This window comes from Cereibacter ovatus, assembly GCF_900207575.1.
Taxonomy (GTDB): Bacteria; Pseudomonadota; Alphaproteobacteria; order Rhodobacterales; family Rhodobacteraceae; genus Cereibacter_A; species Cereibacter_A ovatus.
In genome coordinates, this window is the sequence record NZ_OAOQ01000021.1 from 1 (window position 1) to 17,840 (window position 17,840).

Sequence of the window (17,840 nt, forward strand, 5' to 3'; positions counted from 1 at the left end):
CCACGCCCCATTCCGTGACCGAGGCGGATTTGCCGCCAGACGACACGCCGAAAGGCTGGCCCGCGACGGGGCCTTTGAACTTGATCCGCATCACAATGCCCCGCACTCAAAGTTATCCAGCGATCCGATCGGCAGGCCCGCCTCATCGCTGGCGTTGATGAACCCAAGGCCGGCCTTTCCGGCGCCAAGGAAGGTGGTGTCCGTCACCGTGGCGACGACGGTCGATCCGGAGATCACCCGCAGCGTCGATCCCTGTGCCTCGACCCGGAGAGTGCCGCCCAGCGGGACAGGGACGCTGGCAATGTTCGAGACAGTCGTCTCCACCCCACCAACGGATTTGAGCACACGGGCCGCGCCGTTGGCCCGCACTCGGATTTTTAGCCAGTTGCCGGGGTCTTGCCAGCGCAGGAAGGCGTAGAAATAGCCGTTGACCGTGACGTTCAGCTTTTCCGACACGGTCACCTGCACATACTGATCCGCCGGCAGATCGACGTTCGCCACAACACAGTTTTCCCCGGTCGCCGCGCCCGCGCTTGTTTTCAGCACGTTTCCGACGATTTCCGGCGACGACCCGATAAAAGCCGTCCAGTTCGGTGAGGCCGAAAGCAACTGATCCGCTCGGTTGAAATCATCCACGAACGGCAGGATCAGCGAACCCGAGGCCGGGGTCGCCGTCACAGGGGCACTCGCCTCGCCGGCGCCGATGGCATTCACCGCCAAAACGCGGAAGCTGTAGCCGGTGCCGTTCGTCAGCCCGATCACGGTGGCGCCTGTCCCGGTGCCCGTGCCATCGGCAAACACCGACCAGCCCGCGCCGCTGGCGTATTCCACGATGTAGTCGATGATCGGCGATCCGCCGTCGGATGCCGGAACCGTCCATGTCAGCGCCACCTGACCATCGCCCGCCACGGCCGACAGCCCCGCGACCTGCCCCGGCACGGTATCGGGAACGCTGACCGTGACCGCGGTGCTGATTGCCATGGCGGTCCTGGAACCGCTGATGGCGGTCTCGGCCACCGTGATCGCGGCCCCGGCATCGGCGCCTGTCAGCACATGGCTCGTGCCCGTGGCGCCATCGATCGCCACGCCATCGCGGCACCATTGCAGGATCAGGTCCGGCTCGGGGTCAGCTTCGGCATAGGTCCACAGCCCGCTTTCAGCCGTCAGGGTCTCACCGACCATTGCGGTTCCGAACAGCCGCGGCGGCAGAAGACTGACCGGCCCGGCCGCCAGATTGTCCTGCGACACCAGCACAGGCCATGTCCGCGCCAGGGCATACGCCCCGCTGGTGACCGAGACCGGCACGCCTTGGTCCGACGGCACGAGGCTGTTGATATCAAGGATCAGGGTGTTGTCACTGTCGGTCTGCAACCGAGAGGCATACTGGACGGTGACAGGATCGGTGGCAAAGGCCCGCTCGGCGCCCCCGGTCGTGCGCACCGTGACCTGGAAACCCGCCCGCTGGCCTTCCAGCAGCGGTTGGTCAGCCGAGACCGCATCGCCCAGAAACGTCACCGAAACCGTGGCGATGCTGTCACCCTCGACCGTGAAATTCGCCGGTGCGATCATCTCGGCATGGAAGGGCACATCCTGCACCGACTGGCCTTCGTAAAGCGGCGCCATCGCGGGCGGACGCGAGGCAAGGACCGCAACCACCGGCACGATGGCGCTGCCGGATGCCGACCATGGGCCCACCCCCAGCGCGTTCACCGCGCGGGTCTGGACATGACAGGGGATGCCGGCGGCAAGGCCCGTCAATGTCCAGAGTTCCGCAATGGCGGTGACCTCGGTCCAGGTCGTCCCATCGGTCGAATGACGCAGATCGTAACGCAGGATGGGGGCATGGTTGTCGGCCGGGGCCGCGGCACGGGCAACAAGCACCCCGCCCGCCCCCGAGGCGGTGACGGCGGGGGCAGCCATCGGCTCGGGCTGGTCGGCCACCGTCAGCGCAAAGCCCGCTTCGGCCTGGCCGCCGGCATTCACGGCCCGCACCACGACGGGCGCCGCGGCGACCAGAGTGGTGGGCCGGCCGGAAATCCGCCCTGTCGCGGCATCAAGCGCCAGCCCCAGGGCCGCAATGTCGGCCGAGACCGGCGCAAGCGTGAAGCTCAGCCCCTCGCCGGTGAAGGCCGCCCCCGCCTCGACCGGGGCCAGCGTCTGGCCACGCTCGGACAGGACGGCGGCAAGCGGGGCCGCAAGCCGCGGCGCCTGCGGCAGGACAACCGTCGTGCCCGCACCAAAGACAAAGGCGTTTCCGGCACTGTCCACGACCGCGACGCGGGCCCGGACCGCGGCGCCGGTGCGCACCCTTGCCGTCCCGTCCAGGGTCCACGGACCGGCATCGACGGACCATTCCGCCGTGGCGGAAACGATCGCGCCCTTGCGGGACAGGTAGTTCGCCGGATCGGTGGCCGAGACGGGAAGCGTCTCGGCAAGGCTTGTATCGTCCCTCACCGCAAGGATCGCGGGACGGACATGGGCGGTAAAGACGGCGCTGGCTGCGGCCGCCGGCTCCAGGGGGGTCCCCGCGCCAAGGGCAAGAGCAAGACTGATCATCAGAACATCGCCACGATGCCGGTGGCGGTGGTGCCGGTCGCCCAGACCCGGCAGGCGCGGACCGGGAAGGCGGTTCCGGCGGCGATCGTCACGGTGGCGATATCGCCGCCGCAGGTGGTGATCCGCACGGCGCCCGAGATCGCAACGTTCAGCGCCCGGCTGACGTTGCTCAGGTTGGCGGTATCGCTGGGGATCACCTCTTCAAGGTGGCTGGCGGGGCTTTCGAGACCGGGAACGCAATGGGCGAAGTGATCGGTCATCTGGATCTCCATCATGGCGGGACAGCGCGGATCGGCAAAGCGCAGCCGGGGCGCTGGCGCAGGTGTCAGGGCCGCCATCTTCCCGAAGATTCACCAACACGCCGTAAGGGTACCGTTCGGGGGGGCTGGCGGTTGTCAGACCGGGGCCTGTCCACTAGGACAACGGACATCACAGCCGGAGCGGCCTGCATGAAAATCACATTCGTTCTTCCCATCCCATCCCTTGCAGGGGGGGTACGTGTGGTTGCCATCTATGCCGGAAAGCTGCTGGAACGGGGGCATGATGTCCGGGTGATCTCGCTGTGCCCTCGCGCGTCTTCGCGGTCACACCGGCTGATGCAACTGGCCCGTCATGGATTCCGGCAGGGGCGCAAGAAATCCGACACCACGCTGCTCGATTTCCTGGGCGACCGGCATATCGTCATCGACAAGCCCCTTCCCCTGAACCCCGATCTGATCCCCGATGCCGATGCCATCGTCGCGACCTGGTGGAGCACGGCCTTCGCGGTCTCGGCACTGCCGCCGTCCAAGGGCCGGCACTTCTACTTCATCCAGCATCACGAGGTGCATGACCACCTGCCCTGGCACCTGTCGCGGGGCAGCTACTTCCTGCCGATGCGGAAGATCACGATCTCGCAGTGGCTGGCCGAGACCATGGCCACGCTTTACGGCGACCGGGATGTGGCGATCATCGAGAACAGCGTGGACATGGCGCAGTTCCACGCCCCCGAACGCGACAGGAACGCGGTGCCCACGGTGGGGCTGCTGTATTCGACAAAGCCGATGAAGGGTGTGGACATCAGCCTTGCCGCGATCAGGATCGCACGGCAGCGGGTGCCGGACCTGCGCGTGGTGGCCTTTGGCGAACATCCCGTCGATCCCGCGCTGCCCCTGCCCCAAGGGTCCGAGTTCCACCTGCGCCCCGATCAGGACCGGCTTCGCGACATCTATGCCGCCTGCGACGTGTGGCTGTGCGGCAGCCGGACCGAGGGCTTTCATCTGCCGCCGTCCGAGGCGATGGCCTGCCGCTGCCCGGTGGTCTCGACCCGGATCGGCGGCGCGGTCGAGATCGTGACCGAAGGGGTGAACGGTCACATCGTCGATGTCGAAGACAGCACGGCACTGGGGGAACGGCTGGCGGATGTGCTCTCGCTGTCGCCCGCGGCCTGGAAGGCCATGTCGGATGCCGCCCTTGCCCGGGCACAGAGCTACACTTGGGACGAGGCGGCCGAGCGGTTCGAACGCTGTCTTGTGGCGGGGCTTTGCGACTGACACCGGCCAAAGACCCTGCAACCGGGCCGCCGCCGGCCCGGAATGCGCAAAATCGACCCGATGCGGTTTGATCCTGCACCGGGTCGGGGTATTGCTGGGGTCGGCCGCAAGGGCATGGAGATCGACGGATGCTGGACTGGTCGGACATGGGCGCCTCTGCCGCGAAGGATGGCGGCGATGGGGTGCGGGTGAACGTGGCCACGCAGGCGGATCTGCTGGCCGATCTCGACCGCCGCCTTGATGCCGGGCACGGCTTCACGGTGGCCACGCTCAACCTCGATCATGTGGTGAAGCTGGGCCGCGATCCGGCCTTTTGCCGCGCTTACCGCGCCCACAGCCATGTCACCGCCGACGGCAATCCGATCGTCTGGCTGTCGCGGCTTGCCGGGCAGCGGGTGGATCTGGTGCCCGGTTCAGAGCTGATCGGACCTTTGGCGCAACTGGCCGCGCAAAAGGACATTCCGGTGGCCTTCCTGGGTTCGACGGCGGACACGCTGGACCGGGCGGCCGAGGTGCTTGTGGCGCGCCATCCCGGGCTGCGGGTGGTGGCACGGATCGCGCCGCCGATGGGCTTCGACCCCGAGGGGGCCGAGATCGGGCCCTGCCTCGACCGGATCGCCCGCAGCGGCGCAAGGCTCTGCCTGCTGGCGCTCGGGGCGCCCAAACAAGAGATCTTTGCCGCCCGGGCGCAGGACCGGCTGCCCGGGGTGGGCTTTGTCTCGATCGGGGCCGGGCTCGACTTCCTGTCCGGCCGGCAGGTGCGGGCGCCGCGGCTGTTGCGGCGGCTGGCACTGGAATGGCTGTGGCGGCTGGCGATGAACCCCAGGCGGCTGGCGGCGCGCTATGGCGCCTGCTTTGCCGTGCTGCCGCAGGCCTTCGGCCAGGCGCTGAAAAGCCGGCAGGCGCAGGGGCGAGGATGACCCCGGCCATGCGGTTTTCCCGGACCCTGCGACGGCCGCCCCACCGGCGTTCGGTCAGAAAGGCGGTCCGCCCATGCTGATGCCCGAGATCGCGCTGTTCTCCTGGCCGCTGGTGGTGCTGATCCTGTTCCGGACCCTGTCCCCGGCCGCCGCGGTGGCGACAGCCATCATCGCGGGTTATCTGTTGCTGCCCGGCGAGCCTTCGATCAACGCACCGCTGCTGCCCACCATCGACAAGGATTCGATGCCCGCCATCACGGCGATGGCGATGGCGCTGATCTTCGCGGGGACGGCCGGACATGCCAGCCGTGCCAGCCGTGCCCGGTCCGGACCCACGGCCACGATCCTGCCGGGCTGGCTGCCACGGACCCCGGTCTCGCATCTGCTGCTGGCCATGCTGTTCATCGGCAGCATCCTGACCGTGCTGACCAACGGTGACCGGCTGGTCTATGGCGACACCACCCTGCCCGCCATCCAGCTCTACAGCGGCTTTTCGGCCATCCTCACCAGTCTGGTGATGCTGCTGCCGTTCCTGCTGGCCCGCAAGTTCCTGGCCGATGACGACGGGCACCGCACGCTGCTGCGCATCCTCTGTCTTGCGGGGCTGCTTTACTCGGTTCTTGTCCTTTACGAGATCCACATGTCGCCGCAGCTCAACCGGATGGTCTACGGCTTCTTCCCCCACAGCTGGATCCAGCACATCCGCGGCAATGGTTTCCGGCCGCTGGTCTTCCTGCATCACGGGCTTTGGCTGGCCATCTTCATGGCCGGCACCTTCCTTGCCGCACTCGGGATGACGCGGCTGTCTTCGGGCGCCACAAGGCTGCGCTATCTGGCGGCGGCGGGCTGGCTGTTTGCCACCCTTGCGCTGTCCAACAGTTTCGGCGCGCTTCTGATCGCGATCTGCGCCGGCGGCCTGATCCTGGCCTTTCCCGTGCGGATCGTGCTGCTGTCGACCGCGGTCATCGCCGCGATCATGCTGACCTATCCGGTGCTTCGCGGCGCGGATCTGGTCCCGGTGGACAGGATCGCAAGCTGGGTGGGCACGATCAGCGACGAACGCCGCCGGTCGTTCGTCTACCGGACCGCGAACGAGGACATCCTGCTGGAGAAAGCCAACGAGCGTCCGCTGGCCGGCTGGGGTGGCTGGAGCCGGGGCCGGGTCTTCGACGAGGATGGCCGCGACATCAGCACCACCGACGGACTTTGGGTGATCGTGATCGGCAGAAGCGGCTGGATCGGCTATCTGGCCCAGTTCGGCCTGCTTGGCCTGCCACTGATCCTGCTGGCGTTTCGGCAGCGAGCCCGCGGGGTGGGGGCGCCCACTGCCTTTCTGGGCCTGATCCTTGCCGCCAACATGGTCGACCTGATCCCCAATGCGACCCGCACGCCGGTGACATGGCTGATCGCGGGCGCGCTGATGGGCCGGCTGGAGCTGTCGTCAAGCCGTGCCGCAGCAAGGTCCGGGGATGCCGCCCCGACGGCCGATCCGCCGATTGCGGACGCGGCCCCGACCGCCGCCGGGCCCGAGCCCCGGCTTTCGCCGCAATACAGCGCCCGTTACACGCGGCAGAAATACCTTCACGAAAGAACCGATTCCTGAATGAGCTGCTCCTTCGTCGTTTCCATCATCAATTACCGAACCGGCGCGCTGACCCTTCAATGCATCCGCTCGGTGCTTGAAGCCGCGGCCGGGCACGAGGTGCATGTCGTCGTGGTCGACAATGCCTCGGGCGACGGCTCGGCCGAGACAATCGCGGACTGGATCGCCGCGCAGCCCGCGCCGCTGCCGGTCACGCTGGTGAAATCGCCCAGGAACACCGGCTTTTCCGGCGGCCACAACATCGGCATGCGGACGCGGACGGCGGATGCCTATCTGATCCTGAATTCGGATGCGCTGCTGCGGCCGGGCTTTTTCGACCGGATTGCGGCGGCCCTGGCCGCCCATCCCGAAGCCGGGCTGTTCGCTCCCCGCATCGAGCACGAGGACGGCACGATCCAGACCTCGTGCTTCCGCTTCCCCTCGCCTTTGGGCGAACTGGTGGGCTCGGCCCGCAAGGGCCCCGTCACCTGGCTTTTCAAGCGTCACGAAGTGGCGCTGGGGCCCCATCCCGACCCCGCCGCCATCGAATGGGCATCCTTCGCCTGCATCCTGCTGCGCGGGCGCATGGTCGATGAGCTGGGCCCGATGGACGAGGGCTACTTCCTTTACTACGAGGATACCGAATATTGCCTGCGCGCCCGTCGTGCCGGCTGGGGCATCGTTCATGTCCCCGACGCGCGGGCGGTGCATTTCCGCGGCGGCAGCGGCCCGGTCAAGGCGCTGGTCAGCGCCCGCAAGCGCCTGCCGGGCTATTACTATGCCTCGCGCACGCGGTTTTTCTATCAGGCGCATGGCTGGGGCGGGGTCATTCTGGCCAATCTGATGTGGTATCTGGGCCGGGGCGTCGCCCATGGTGCCCGCCTGCTGGGCAAGCCCGGCTCGCCGCTGCCCGAAAGACAGGGCCGCGACATCTGGATCAATGCGCTTCGGCCGCTTGGCCCCCGTCTGGCACCGGGGGAATAGGGCGATGGCGCTTCCCGACTTCCTGCTGATCGGCGCGATGAAATGCGGCACCACCACGCTGGCGGCGCAACTGGCCGCCCAGCCCGGCCTGTTCATGACCGACCCGAAAGAGCCGAACTTCTTTTCCGACGATGCCATCCATGCCCGCGGCGCGGGCTGGTATGAAAGCCTGTTCGCCGCCGCCGCCCCCGGCGATCTGAAGGGCGAGGCCAGCACCCATTACACCAAGCTGCCCACCCATCCGCAGACCATCGCGCGCATGACGCGGATGCTGGCGGCGCCGAAGCTGATCTACATGATCCGCAATCCGCTTGACCGCGTGATCTCGCATTTCATCCACGAGACCAGCCACCGGGTGATCCGGACCGACCTTGACCGGGCGATCGGGATGCATCCCGAACTGGTGGAATATGGCCGCTATGGGATGCAGATCGCGCCCTTCCTTCAGGCCTACGGCGCGGGGGCGGTGCTGCTGACCAGCCTTGAACAGCTCAAGGCCGATCCGCAGGCGGAACTGGGCCGCATCGGCCGCTTCATCGGGGCACCCGGCCCGCTGCATTGGGATGACGCCATCGGCGCCCGCAACAGCGCCGAGGACCGCTTTCGCCACCTGCCCGCCCACCAGCTGCTGGTGAACAGCCCCTGGGCCACGGCACTGCGGCGGACGCTGGTGCCGAAATCGCTGCGAGAATGGGTGAAGCGCAAGCGCAGCTTCACCGAACGGCCGCAGCTTTCCCCCGAGACGCGCCGCCGGCTGGAAGACATCTTTGCCGCCGACCACACCGAGCTTGCCCGGGCCTTTCCCGGCCATCCGGCGCTGTCGGCCTGCTATCCGTTCCGCGCATGAGCGGCCCCATCGTCGCCGCTGTCGTGATCGGCCGCAACGAGGGCGCGCGGCTTGCGCGCTGCCTCGGCTCGCTTTCGGGGGTGGCGCGGCTGGTCTATGTCGATTCCGGCTCGACCGATGGCAGCCTTGATCTGGCACGCCGCCACGGCGCCGAGGTGGTCGCGCTTGACCCCGCGCAGCCCTTCACCGCGGCACGGGCCCGCAATGCGGGCTTGGCGCAGCTTCTGGCCGGGGCCGAGGCGCCCGACCATATCCAGTTCGTCGATGGCGATTGCGAGTTGCGCGAAGGCTGGCTGGCCACGGCCACCGCCTTCCTGGACAGCCACCCCCGGGCCGCCGTGGCCTGCGGCCGCCGGCGCGAACGTCACCCGGACGCATCGGTCTACAACCGTCTGATCGACCGCGAATGGGATACGCCGGTGGGCCGAACCCGCGCCTGCGGCGGCGATGCGCTGATCCGGACCCGCGCGCTGACGGCGGTCGGGGGCTACAATCCCGGCCTGATCGCCGGCGAGGAACCCGAGCTTTGCCTGCGCCTGCGTCAGGCCGGCTGGGAGATCTGGCGCCTCGACCACGAAATGACCTGGCACGACGCCGCCATGACCCGCTTTGCGCAATGGTGGACACGGGCCCGGCGGGCGGGGCACGCCTATGCCGAAGGGGCGGCGCTGCACGGCCGGACAGCCGAGCGCCACAATGTGGCCCCGATGCGCCGCGCGCTGATCTGGGGGGCGGGCGTTCCGCTGGGGGCGCTGGTCTCTGCCACAGTGTCGCCCTGGGGGGGACTGCTGCTGCTGGCCTGGCCTGCGCAGGTGATCCGGTTGGGCCTGCGCGACGGCGACTGGGTGCGGGCCTGTTTTCTGACCCTGGGCAAGCTGCCCGAGATGCTGGGCGTCATGCAATTCCATCTGCGCCGCATCGGTGGGCAACGGGGTCGACTCATCGAATACAAGTAAGGCGCGGCCGGCCGGCGGCACCACAAGACGCCCCAAGGAAGGCCGCCGCCTGGCATCCGCACAGATCGTCTGCCGATGGGCACCGGCGATCTGTTAATGCGCTGTAATAAAAACCACTTTTTTCCAGACCCCCGCCCCGTCGAAGGCGTCCGAAAAATCTCAAATCAACACGATTTACATCCTCAGGTTGATAGACCCCGACCCCACGCCCCCATGGATTTATTTTCCGCACAACCGCAATAAGGCAGAAATCTGTTTGAAATCTGGTTTATTCTGGCGCGAATTGTGGTATCTGATGGATGTGCGGCTCATCGGGATGCATGAGTCTGGCGTGACTTATTTGCAACGGGGAATTTGGCATGAGAAACTACATTGGAACTGCAGGCGCCGCGGTCTTGGCGCTGATGATGGGCACGGCCTCCTATGGCGCGACCATAGACTTCACCGATTCCGCCAGCTTTGATTCCAGCGGTCACGTGTTCACCGGCACGCAGGCGGGTGGCTGGAGCCTCGAAGGTTTCGACCAACCTCCGTTCCTGACCGCCGTGCCCCATGACAAATGCGACGACGAAGCCGGCGACACGCTCGTGTGCGACAATGACGGGATCGGCGTGGGCGCCAGCGACGAGGTTCCGGCGACCGAAAAGATCACCAAGTATCTGACGATCACCTTCGACAAGATAGTGAAACTGACCGCCTTCTACACGCTCGACACCTATCTGGTCACGGGGACCGACATCGGCGAGAAGGCCTATGTCAGCCTTGGGGCCGGGCCGGGCGCCGAACTTGCCACGGCATTCGCAACGAAATCGAATGGCGCAGGCTACGCTTCGGCCTCGGGGATTGGCGTGAACGGGCAGATCTTCACCTTCTGGACCGTGTATGAGGCCAACGACGAACGCGCCCTTGCCGACTTCGCGCTGGCCGGGATCGATGTCACGCCGGTTCCGCTGCCGGCCGGCCTGCTGCTGATGGGCACCGCCCTGGGTGGTCTGGGCTTTGCGGCGCGCCGCCGGAAAGCGGCCGTCTGAGACCGCGACGGTTCCGATCGCGACACCAGGCAAAGACGGGGAGGGTTCTCCCCGTCTTTTTTATTCCGGGGCTTTCTGCGACAACCGACGCTCGGATGACAAACGATCTGGCATGCGGAACGGGCGGCCGGTATCAGGGTCTGCCAGAACTGGGTGAAACATCGGGCAGAGCGAACCTCAGACGTTGAAGACCAAATTTTCCCGGTTTCTGTCGGACGAGGGTCTGCGCGCCCGCGCCATGCGCGGCTCGGCACTGACGGTCCTTGATGTCGGGGGGGCGAACCTGCTGCGGCTGGTTTCGAACCTGATCCTGACCCGGCTGCTGTTTCCCGAAGCCTTCGGCCTGATGGCCGTCGTGCAGGTGTTCCTGAGCGGGCTTCAGATGTTCTCGGACATCGGCATCACCACTTCGATCCTGCAGAACCGGCGCGGCGACGATCCCGCCTTCCTGAACACGGCCTGGACCATGCAGATCCTGCGCGGCTTCGGACTGTGGCTGGGGGCCTGCGCGCTGGCCTGGCCGGCGGCCGCACTTTATGACGCGCCGATCCTGATGCTGCTGCTGCCGGTGGCAGGTCTTCAGGCGGTGATCACAGGCTTTGCCACCACCAAGACCGCCGAGGCGAACCGCCACCTGCGACTGGGTCGGCAAACCGTTCTGAATCTTGGCTGGCAGACGGCGGGCATCGCAGTGACGGCCCTGTTTGCCTGGTGGCTGGAATCGGTCTGGGCGCTGGTGATCGGGGGGCTGATCACCGTGGCGCTCAGAACCGTTCACATGCACATCACGCTGCCCGGCACCCCGAACCGGCTGCACTGGGACTGGGAAATCGTTCGCGAGATGGTCGGCTTTGGCCGGTTCATCTTCCTTGGAACGCTGGCAAGCTTCTTCATCAACCAAAGCGACAAGCTGCTTCTGGGCATGTTCGTGACCCTGGCGCAGCTTGGCATCTACAATGTCGGCTATTTCCTGGGCGCGGCGCCACTGCTGGTCACCAAGGCCCTGTCAGGCAAGGTGATCGTGCCACTTTACCGGATGCGTTCGCCCGCGGAAAGCCGCGAGAACCGGGCCAAGGTGCTGCGGGCGCGACGCCTGCTGATTGCGGGCAGCCTTGCGCTGACCGTGCCGTTTTCGCTGGGTGGGCCACCGCTGATCGGGCTGCTTTACGATCCCCGCTATGCGATGGCAGGGGCGGTCGTCTCGCTGGCCGCGCTGTCGGTGGTGCCGCAGATCGTTTTTGCCTCTTATGGCGGGATGCTGCTGGCCCACGGCGATTCAAGGCGCCACTTCCATCTCGTGATGCTGACGGCGCTGCTGCAAGTGGCTTTTCTGTTCGCGGGGATCTGGCTGTTCGGCGTGGTGGGGGCGGTGCTGGCGCCCGGCGTGGCCTGGCTGACCGCCTATCCGGTGATTTCCCGCTATGCCCGGATCTACAACGCCGACGACCGCTGGGGCGAGGCGGTGCTGCTGGCGCTGGGGCTGGGGCTTAACGGCTATGCCTGCTATCTCCATGCCGCCGACATTGCGGCATGGCTGCCCTAGGGCCGGCCACAGCACCGCCTTGAAGATGCCCGCAGCGGCTGTAAGGTTGATCGCTGTAAAGTTGGCCGGGGGCAGGCTGCTGCACGCTTGGCAGTCAACCCGCGCACCCGGGACGTGTGGGTTGGGCCTGTGGCGACCCTATTTTCGTTGATATGATTTTTGCGGACATTGGTCTGGAAGGTGACTGCCGTGTTTCAATCAAGACTCCTTGTCGCTTTGGTGTTCTGTGTGATGCTTGCCGCGTGCAAGACCGATCAGGAACGCGCTGACGAAGCCTATGAACGCGGGCTGGCCCTGCTTGCGGCGGGCGACGAGGCCCGCGCCCGGGTCGAGTTCCGCAACGCGACCACCGCCGAGGTCAATCATGTCGGCGCGCAGACCCAGCTTGGCCGGCTGTTCCAGCGCGAAGGCGCCACACGCGCCGCCTTCCGTGCCTATCTGCGGGTGGCCGAGGCGGACCCGACCAATCTTGAAGCGGTCTCGACCCTGGCGCGGATCGCCTTCCGCCAGCAGGAATGGGACATTTTCGAACGCTACGCCCTGCGTGCGCTTGAACTGGCGCCGGCCGATCCCGGCGTGAAGGTCATCGGCCTTGCGCGCCAGTATCGACAGGCGGTGCTGGACAAGGATCAGGCCCGCCGGCAATCGCTGCTGGCCGAGGGCGAGGCGCTGTCGGCGCAACAGGGCGACGACATGCTGCTGCGCTTCGTGCTGATTGACAGCTATGTCACCGATGGCCGCCCCCGCGATGCGCTGGCCCAGATCGATGCGGCCCTGGCCACCGACCCGAAAAATCCCGGCCTTCACACCATGAAGCTTCAGGTTCTGGGCCGGCTTGAGGATATCGACGGGATCGGCGCCGAGTTGCACCGCGCGGTCGAGGTCTTCCCCAACGACAAGTCCTACAAAGAGGCGCTGATGCGCTATCTTGTGACGCTGGGGCGCGTCGATGAGGCCGAGGCTTTCCTGCGGGCCGAGATCGACAAGCGTCAACTTCCCCCCGGCGTCCCGGAAGAAAACGACAAGCAGAAGACCGCCCGGGACGAGGCACTGGGGGCCGCCATCGTCGATCTGGTGCAGTTCCTGAAGATCGTCCGCGGCAACGACGCGGCCTTGGCCGAATTGCAGACGCGGCTGACCCCCGAGACCCACAAGCTGCGCGCCCTGCGCGCGACACTCGACTATGAAATGGGCCGGCGTGACGCGGCGATTTCGGAAATGGAGACGCTGGTCGGTCTGCCCGAGGACGCCCTGCCCCCCGAGGATCGGCAGAACTTCAAGGTGGTACTGGCCGGGATGCTGGCGCAGAACGGCAACGAGGTGGGCGCGCGGCGGACGGTCGAAGAGGTGCTTCAGACCGATCCGAACAATGTCGAGGCACTGAAGTTCAAGGCGGTCTGGCTGATCGACGAGGACAAGACGGCCGAGGCGGTCTCGGCGCTGCGCACGGCATTGGCCGCAAGCCCCGACGATACCGCCGCCCTGACGCTGATGGCGCGGGCCCATGAACGGGCGGGCAATACCGATCTGATGCTTGAATCGCTGGCGCTGGCGGTCGACGCCTCGAAGACCGCGCCCGAGTCGTCGCTGCGCTATGCCCAGGCGCTGGTCAGGGCCAAGCGTCTGGATCAGGCCGAATCGGTTCTGGTGGCGGCGCTGCGTCTGGTGCCCGAGGATGTGGCGCTTTTGACCGCGCTGGGGCAGGTGCAACTGACCCGCGACAACCGGCCGCTGGCGCGTCAGACGCTGCAACGGCTGGCGGCGCTGACCTCAAACGAGGCGCGCCGCGCGGCGGCCGATCTGGAACTGCGGCTGATCGAACGCGAGCAGGGCACCGAACAGGCGCTGCAATATCTGGGTTCGCTGGCGGGCGACGAGAACGAGCGTGCGAAACTGGCGCTGATCCGGGCGCAGCTGCTGTCGGGCAAGACCGACGAGGCGCTGGCCTATGCCAACGAACTGGTGGCGGCCAGGCCCGACGATCCGTCCTACCGCTATTTCCGCGCCCTCGCGCGGGCGGCGGCGCAGGATTACGCCGCGGCCGAGCAGGACCTGACCGAGCTTTTGCGCAAGAACCCGAAGCTGGTGCAACCCTGGCTGCAACTGGCGCGGCTGCGCGGCATCACCGACTCGCAAGAGCGGCTTCAGGCCACGCTGGACGAGGCGCTGGCCGAACTGCCGGACGCGCCCGACATCCTGTGGGCCAAGGCCTCTTTCCTGGAACGCAACGGCGATATCGACGGGGCGATCGCGATCTATGACACGCTTTACCGCCGCGATTCAGCCGCGATGGTGGTGGCGAACAACCTGGCCTCGTTGCTGGCCACCTACCGCGACGATCCCGAAAGCCTGGCCCGCGCCGAGGTGATCGCCCGCCGCCTGAAGGATTCCGAACTGCCGGCGTTGCAGGACACCTATGGCTGGATCCTGTTCCGCAACGGCAAGGCCACCGAGGCCCTGACCTATCTGGAACCCGCGGCCAAGGGGCTGCCGGGCGATCCGGTGGTGCAGGCCCATCTGGGGCGGGTCTATCACGCCCTGGGTCGTCTGGACGAGGCCCGAACCCAGCTTGACCTGGCCCGCACGGCCGCGGGCGAACGGCCCTCGGCCACGGTCAAGGGCGCGATCGCGCCGCTGGAAACCGCGCTGACCCCGTGATCCGGGGCCAGTGGCGCAACCATCACAGCGGGTCGATAGTTGGCCCGGCGGCGGCCTTGGCTGTTGCCTGGGCCGGATTTTTCCGCAGTATCAACGGAAATCGGCGGGGGAATGCCCCCTCCGGACCATTTGAGGCATGACATGAAGAAAGTTCTTCTTGCGATTTTCGGCTTTGTGCTTCTGGCAGGCGCTGCGGCGGCCCAGAGCGACTACCGCATCAAGTCCGGGGATACGATCGCCGTCGAGGTGCTTGAAGATCAGCAGCTCAACCGTTCGCTTCTGGTGCTGCCCGATGGCACGGTCAACTTCCCCTTCGCCGGAACGATCCGCGCCGGCGGGCAGACCGTGGATGAGGTGCGTCAGGCCATCGCCTCGGGGATTGCGGGCAACTTCGCCTCGCCGCCCACGGTGTTCGTCACCGTCAGCGGGCTGCGCCCCGAGCCGCCGCCCGTCGCGGGCACGGCGGGGGTCGCCGCCACCGGCCCGGTGATCGGGATCTATTTCCTGGGCGAGGTCAAGACGCCCGGCCGTCAGGCCGTGGCCCCCGGTACCACCTTCCTGCAAGCCGTGGCGCTTTCGGGCGGGTTCACCCCCTTCGCCGCCACCAAGCGCATCCAGTTGCGCCGGACGGTGGAAGGCGTGCCCAAGGTCTACAGCATCAACTACCGCGCATTGTCGAACGGGGCCGCGCTTGCCCAGGACATCGTCCTTCAGGAAGGCGACGTGATCCTGACGCCGGAACGCCGGCTGTTCGAGTGACCGGACATCGGGGGGCCAGATCCGTGACGCGCATCCCTGCCAGCGCCGTGGCCCTTGCCGCCCTTGCGATCAGCTGGTCTGTGTCAGCCGTGCGGGCCGACCCGGGGTTTGAGGCCCGCCTGACCCTGTCGCAGGGTCTGAAATCGATCGAGAAAAGCGGCGGCACCATCGAACCCGGCGACGAAGGCTTCAGATCCACCACCGCGCTGGATTTCGGCCTGACCAGTGTCACCTCGTACCAGCGGTTCGGGATCGGGGTCGGCGCGGATCTGGACTATATTCCCGACGCGGCCGACACGTTCTCGACCTCGCGGGAAGTGGCCAACCTCGGCTACGAGATCCAGAGCCGGCAGTCGCAGTTCAACATCGATCTGGGCTACCGCAGCGTCGATATCGAGGACAGCGTCTTTCTGGACGAACTGACCGGCGAGGATGTGATCGCCGACGATGGCCGCCGCGAGATCGTCAGCATTTCCAGCGCGCTTCTGATGGGTCGCGAGGCGCCGCTGTCGTTCTCGCTGCGTCAGCAGCAATCGGAGTCGCGCTATACCGACACCACCGATCCCGACCTGCGCGACAGCACCTCGCGGTCGGTCGCGGCCGAACTGGGGCTGCGCGTCTCGCCTCTGGTGACGCTGAAGGCCGATGCGTCCTGGAGCGATTACGATCAGGACGGGCCGGATGGCAACTGGCGCACCACCCGCCGCGCAGGGCTGGGGGCCAGCTATCAGCTGTCGCCGATCACCGCGCTTTCGGCCGGGATCAACTATTCCACCAACCGCACCGACGATCAGGACGACAGCGACGGGCTGGGCTACAGCCTGGGCCTGCGTCAGGCCCGTCCGAACGGCACCGTTGATCTGTCGCTGTCCAGCTTCGAGACGGTGAACGGCACGCGCAGCGAATTCAGCCTGGGCCGCAGCCTTGATTTTTCCTGGGGGGTGGCCTCGCTGGCGGTGGGGGCCAGCAAGACCGGCGGGTTCGAAGCCCAGCCGACGATCAACGGCCGGATCGACTATACGCTGGACAAGCTGAGCAGCTTCAACCTTGCGCTCAGCCAGGCGGCGGTGACCGGGTCCGAGAATGAGGAAACGATCCGCACCCAGCTTTCGGTCGGCTACAGCCGCGAAATGACCCCGCGCAGCCGGCTGACGGGCAAGCTGCAACTGTCCGATCGCGACGTTCTGGGTTCGACCTCCGAGGATCAAAGCGTGCTGCGCGCGGATCTGGCCTATGCCCATGAGATTGGCCAGGACTGGAATCTGGTATCGGGCTATGAATATTCCCGCACCGACCGCGAGATCCTGGAAGACCGCAAGAGCAGCACGCTGTTTCTGAAGCTGGAAAAGACCTTCGCCTATCGCCCCTGAGCCTGCGCCCTTGCCAGGGCTGCCGCAGGGGCCGAACCTTGGGACATGATCGCACGCCTTCGCCCCATTCTGCGCGATGCCCTGCCGCCGCTTCGGCAGGCGGCGTTGCTTTATGGCCTCTGCGCGCTTTGTATTCTGATCGAGATCGTCCTTCAGGCCGGCGACCGGCACTGGCTGGCATCGCCGCGCCTGCGCCAGACCGTCTATGAATATGCCGGCTTCTGGCCGGGCCTGATGGGGCCATGGCAGCCGAACTATCCGCTGCAACCCTGGGTGATGTTTCTCAGCCATGCCGTCCTGCATGGCGGGCTGCTGCATCTGATCTTCAACATGGCGACACTGTTCAGCCTGGGGTTGCCGGTGCAGGACCGGGTGGGTCAGCGCGGGCTTGGCCTGCTGCTGCTGGCCTCGGTTCTGTCTGGGGGGCTGGGCTACGGGCTGCTGACCAACAGCCCCAGCCCGATGGTCGGCGCCTCGGGCGGGCTGTTCGGACTCGCGGGTGGATTACTCGCATGGAACTACATAGACCGATTCGCTTCGGCGCGGAAACTTTGGCCGGTGCTGCGTGCGACACTGTTGCTCGTGGCGATGAATGTGGCATTGTGGTGGCTGATGCAGGGCCACCTTGCCTGGCAGACTCACCTTGGTGGCTTCATCGGCGGCTGGCTGGCCGCGCTGCTGATTGACCCTTCTTCCCGAAATGAACGGGAAGAAAAGCAGTTAGCGGGAACAGACCCGGGCACCTCTTCGAACGATACGAACCCCTTGAACGGGTGATATTCTTTCGACATTCGCCAAGACAACTTGCGGCTGAGCTGCGCGAACGCGATATATCCGTGGCCGATTTCTGCCGAGCGTTAACCAATTTTAGCAGGCTACCGCCGAGGTTGTGAGCGGAGACTTGCCGGCCGCGCGCCCCTTCCCCTAGAGCAGTTTCAGGCCCGGTGCACATGACGCCATCGGGGAACCGCAAAATCGCCGAAAAGGTGAGGTCTGATCACAACAGGCTAACTCTGCGTTGATGATCTTCCGGCTATGCCCGACACTGGGCGCCCGCTGAAAGGCCATCAAATCCACTGTCCTTCACCGGGCGGGGGGCAAA

The 17,840-nt window shown here is 66.5% G+C and carries 14 protein-coding genes; 12 read left to right on the forward strand and 2 right to left on the reverse strand.

The genetic code is table 11. The features are described from left to right. Nucleotides 1–90: 90 nt before the first annotated feature. Both CRO07_RS15715 and CRO07_RS15720 read right to left on the reverse strand, forming a co-directional pair. The gene (locus CRO07_RS15715) at nt 91–2,556 is read right to left on the reverse strand and encodes a fibronectin type III domain-containing protein (RefSeq protein ID WP_097031612.1); all 2,466 of its coding nucleotides are present in this window, start codon (nt 2,554–2,556) and stop codon (nt 91–93) included. Continuing rightward, nucleotides 2,556–2,894 (reverse strand): spike base protein, RCAP_Rcc01079 family, encoded by a 339-nt coding sequence (locus tag CRO07_RS15720; protein WP_235841043.1) that lies wholly within the window; start codon nt 2,892–2,894, stop codon nt 2,556–2,558. The genes CRO07_RS15715 and CRO07_RS15720 overlap by 1 nt, the downstream gene beginning before the upstream one ends. Nucleotides 2,895–3,005: 111 nt before the next feature. Here CRO07_RS15720 and CRO07_RS15725 point away from each other — a divergent pair, with 111 nt between their 5' ends. The 12 genes from CRO07_RS15725 to CRO07_RS15780 all read left to right on the forward strand — a co-directional run bounded on the left by CRO07_RS15725 (nt 3,006) and on the right by CRO07_RS15780 (nt 17,515). Beyond that, the gene (locus CRO07_RS15725; protein ID WP_176504601.1) at nt 3,006–4,088 is read left to right on the forward strand and encodes a glycosyltransferase family 4 protein; all 1,083 of its coding nucleotides are present in this window, start codon (nt 3,006–3,008) and stop codon (nt 4,086–4,088) included. A 128-nt stretch (nt 4,089–4,216) separates the two neighbouring features. Continuing rightward, complete coding sequence (locus CRO07_RS15730) at nt 4,217–5,008, forward strand: WecB/TagA/CpsF family glycosyltransferase (RefSeq protein ID WP_235841044.1); 792 nt, start codon at nt 4,217–4,219, stop codon at nt 5,006–5,008. Nucleotides 5,009–5,081: 73 nt separating this feature from the next. After that, nucleotides 5,082–6,611, forward strand: coding sequence for a hypothetical protein (locus CRO07_RS15735; protein ID WP_097031614.1), 1,530 nt, complete (start codon nt 5,082–5,084; stop codon nt 6,609–6,611). After that, complete coding sequence (locus CRO07_RS15740; protein WP_097031615.1) at nt 6,612–7,574, forward strand: glycosyltransferase family 2 protein; 963 nt, start codon at nt 6,612–6,614, stop codon at nt 7,572–7,574. 4 nt (nt 7,575–7,578) lie between these two features. Further along, complete coding sequence (locus tag CRO07_RS15745; RefSeq protein ID WP_097031654.1) at nt 7,579–8,421, forward strand: sulfotransferase family protein; 843 nt, start codon at nt 7,579–7,581, stop codon at nt 8,419–8,421. Further along, nucleotides 8,418–9,377, forward strand: a complete 960-nt coding sequence (locus tag CRO07_RS15750; protein WP_097031616.1) for a glycosyltransferase family 2 protein — start codon at nt 8,418–8,420, stop codon at nt 9,375–9,377. The genes CRO07_RS15745 and CRO07_RS15750 overlap by 4 nt, the downstream gene beginning before the upstream one ends. 359 nt (nt 9,378–9,736) lie before the next feature. Beyond that, a complete protein-coding gene (locus CRO07_RS19205; protein WP_097031617.1) occupies nt 9,737–10,408 on the forward strand; it encodes a VPLPA-CTERM sorting domain-containing protein in 672 nt (223 codons plus the stop codon). 184 nt (nt 10,409–10,592) lie between these two features. After that, nucleotides 10,593–11,951 (forward strand): oligosaccharide flippase family protein, encoded by a 1,359-nt coding sequence (locus CRO07_RS15760; protein ID WP_097031618.1) that lies wholly within the window; start codon nt 10,593–10,595, stop codon nt 11,949–11,951. A gap of 189 nt (nt 11,952–12,140) precedes the next feature. Then, a complete protein-coding gene (locus CRO07_RS15765; RefSeq protein ID WP_141400085.1) occupies nt 12,141–14,609 on the forward strand; it encodes a tetratricopeptide repeat protein in 2,469 nt (822 codons plus the stop codon). A 141-nt stretch (nt 14,610–14,750) separates the two neighbouring features. After that, a complete protein-coding gene (locus CRO07_RS15770; protein ID WP_097031620.1) occupies nt 14,751–15,368 on the forward strand; it encodes a polysaccharide biosynthesis/export family protein in 618 nt (205 codons plus the stop codon). A gap of 23 nt (nt 15,369–15,391) precedes the next feature. Then, on the forward strand, nt 15,392–16,738 hold the full coding sequence (locus CRO07_RS15775; RefSeq protein ID WP_097031621.1) for a hypothetical protein: 1,347 nt from the start codon (nt 15,392–15,394) through the stop codon (nt 16,736–16,738). Between the two features lie 45 nt (nt 16,739–16,783). Continuing rightward, nucleotides 16,784–17,515, forward strand: a complete 732-nt coding sequence (locus CRO07_RS15780; RefSeq protein WP_097031622.1) for a rhomboid family intramembrane serine protease — start codon at nt 16,784–16,786, stop codon at nt 17,513–17,515. Nucleotides 17,516–17,840: the final 325 nt, after the last annotated feature.

Excerpts from the sequence above, each read along its gene's own strand:
- CRO07_RS15715 (WP_097031612.1), bottom strand. The coding sequence starts at position 2,556 with ATGATCAGTCTTGCTCTTGCCCTTGGCGCGGGGACCCCCCTGGAGCCG.
- CRO07_RS15725 (WP_176504601.1), top strand. The coding sequence starts at position 3,006 with ATGAAAATCACATTCGTTCTTCCCATCCCATCCCTTGCAGGGGGGGTA.
- CRO07_RS19205 (WP_097031617.1), top strand. The coding sequence starts at position 9,737 with ATGAGAAACTACATTGGAACTGCAGGCGCCGCGGTCTTGGCGCTGATG.
- CRO07_RS15770 (WP_097031620.1), top strand. The coding sequence starts at position 14,751 with ATGAAGAAAGTTCTTCTTGCGATTTTCGGCTTTGTGCTTCTGGCAGGC.
- CRO07_RS15730 (WP_235841044.1), top strand. The coding sequence starts at position 4,217 with ATGCTGGACTGGTCGGACATGGGCGCCTCTGCCGCGAAGGATGGCGGC.
- CRO07_RS15720 (WP_235841043.1), bottom strand. The coding sequence starts at position 2,894 with ATGGCGGCCCTGACACCTGCGCCAGCGCCCCGGCTGCGCTTTGCCGAT.
- CRO07_RS15745 (WP_097031654.1), top strand. The coding sequence starts at position 7,579 with ATGGCGCTTCCCGACTTCCTGCTGATCGGCGCGATGAAATGCGGCACC.
- CRO07_RS15780 (WP_097031622.1), top strand. The coding sequence starts at position 16,784 with ATGATCGCACGCCTTCGCCCCATTCTGCGCGATGCCCTGCCGCCGCTT.
- CRO07_RS15735 (WP_097031614.1), top strand. The coding sequence starts at position 5,082 with ATGCTGATGCCCGAGATCGCGCTGTTCTCCTGGCCGCTGGTGGTGCTG.
- CRO07_RS15740 (WP_097031615.1), top strand. The coding sequence starts at position 6,612 with ATGAGCTGCTCCTTCGTCGTTTCCATCATCAATTACCGAACCGGCGCG.
- CRO07_RS15750 (WP_097031616.1), top strand. The coding sequence starts at position 8,418 with ATGAGCGGCCCCATCGTCGCCGCTGTCGTGATCGGCCGCAACGAGGGC.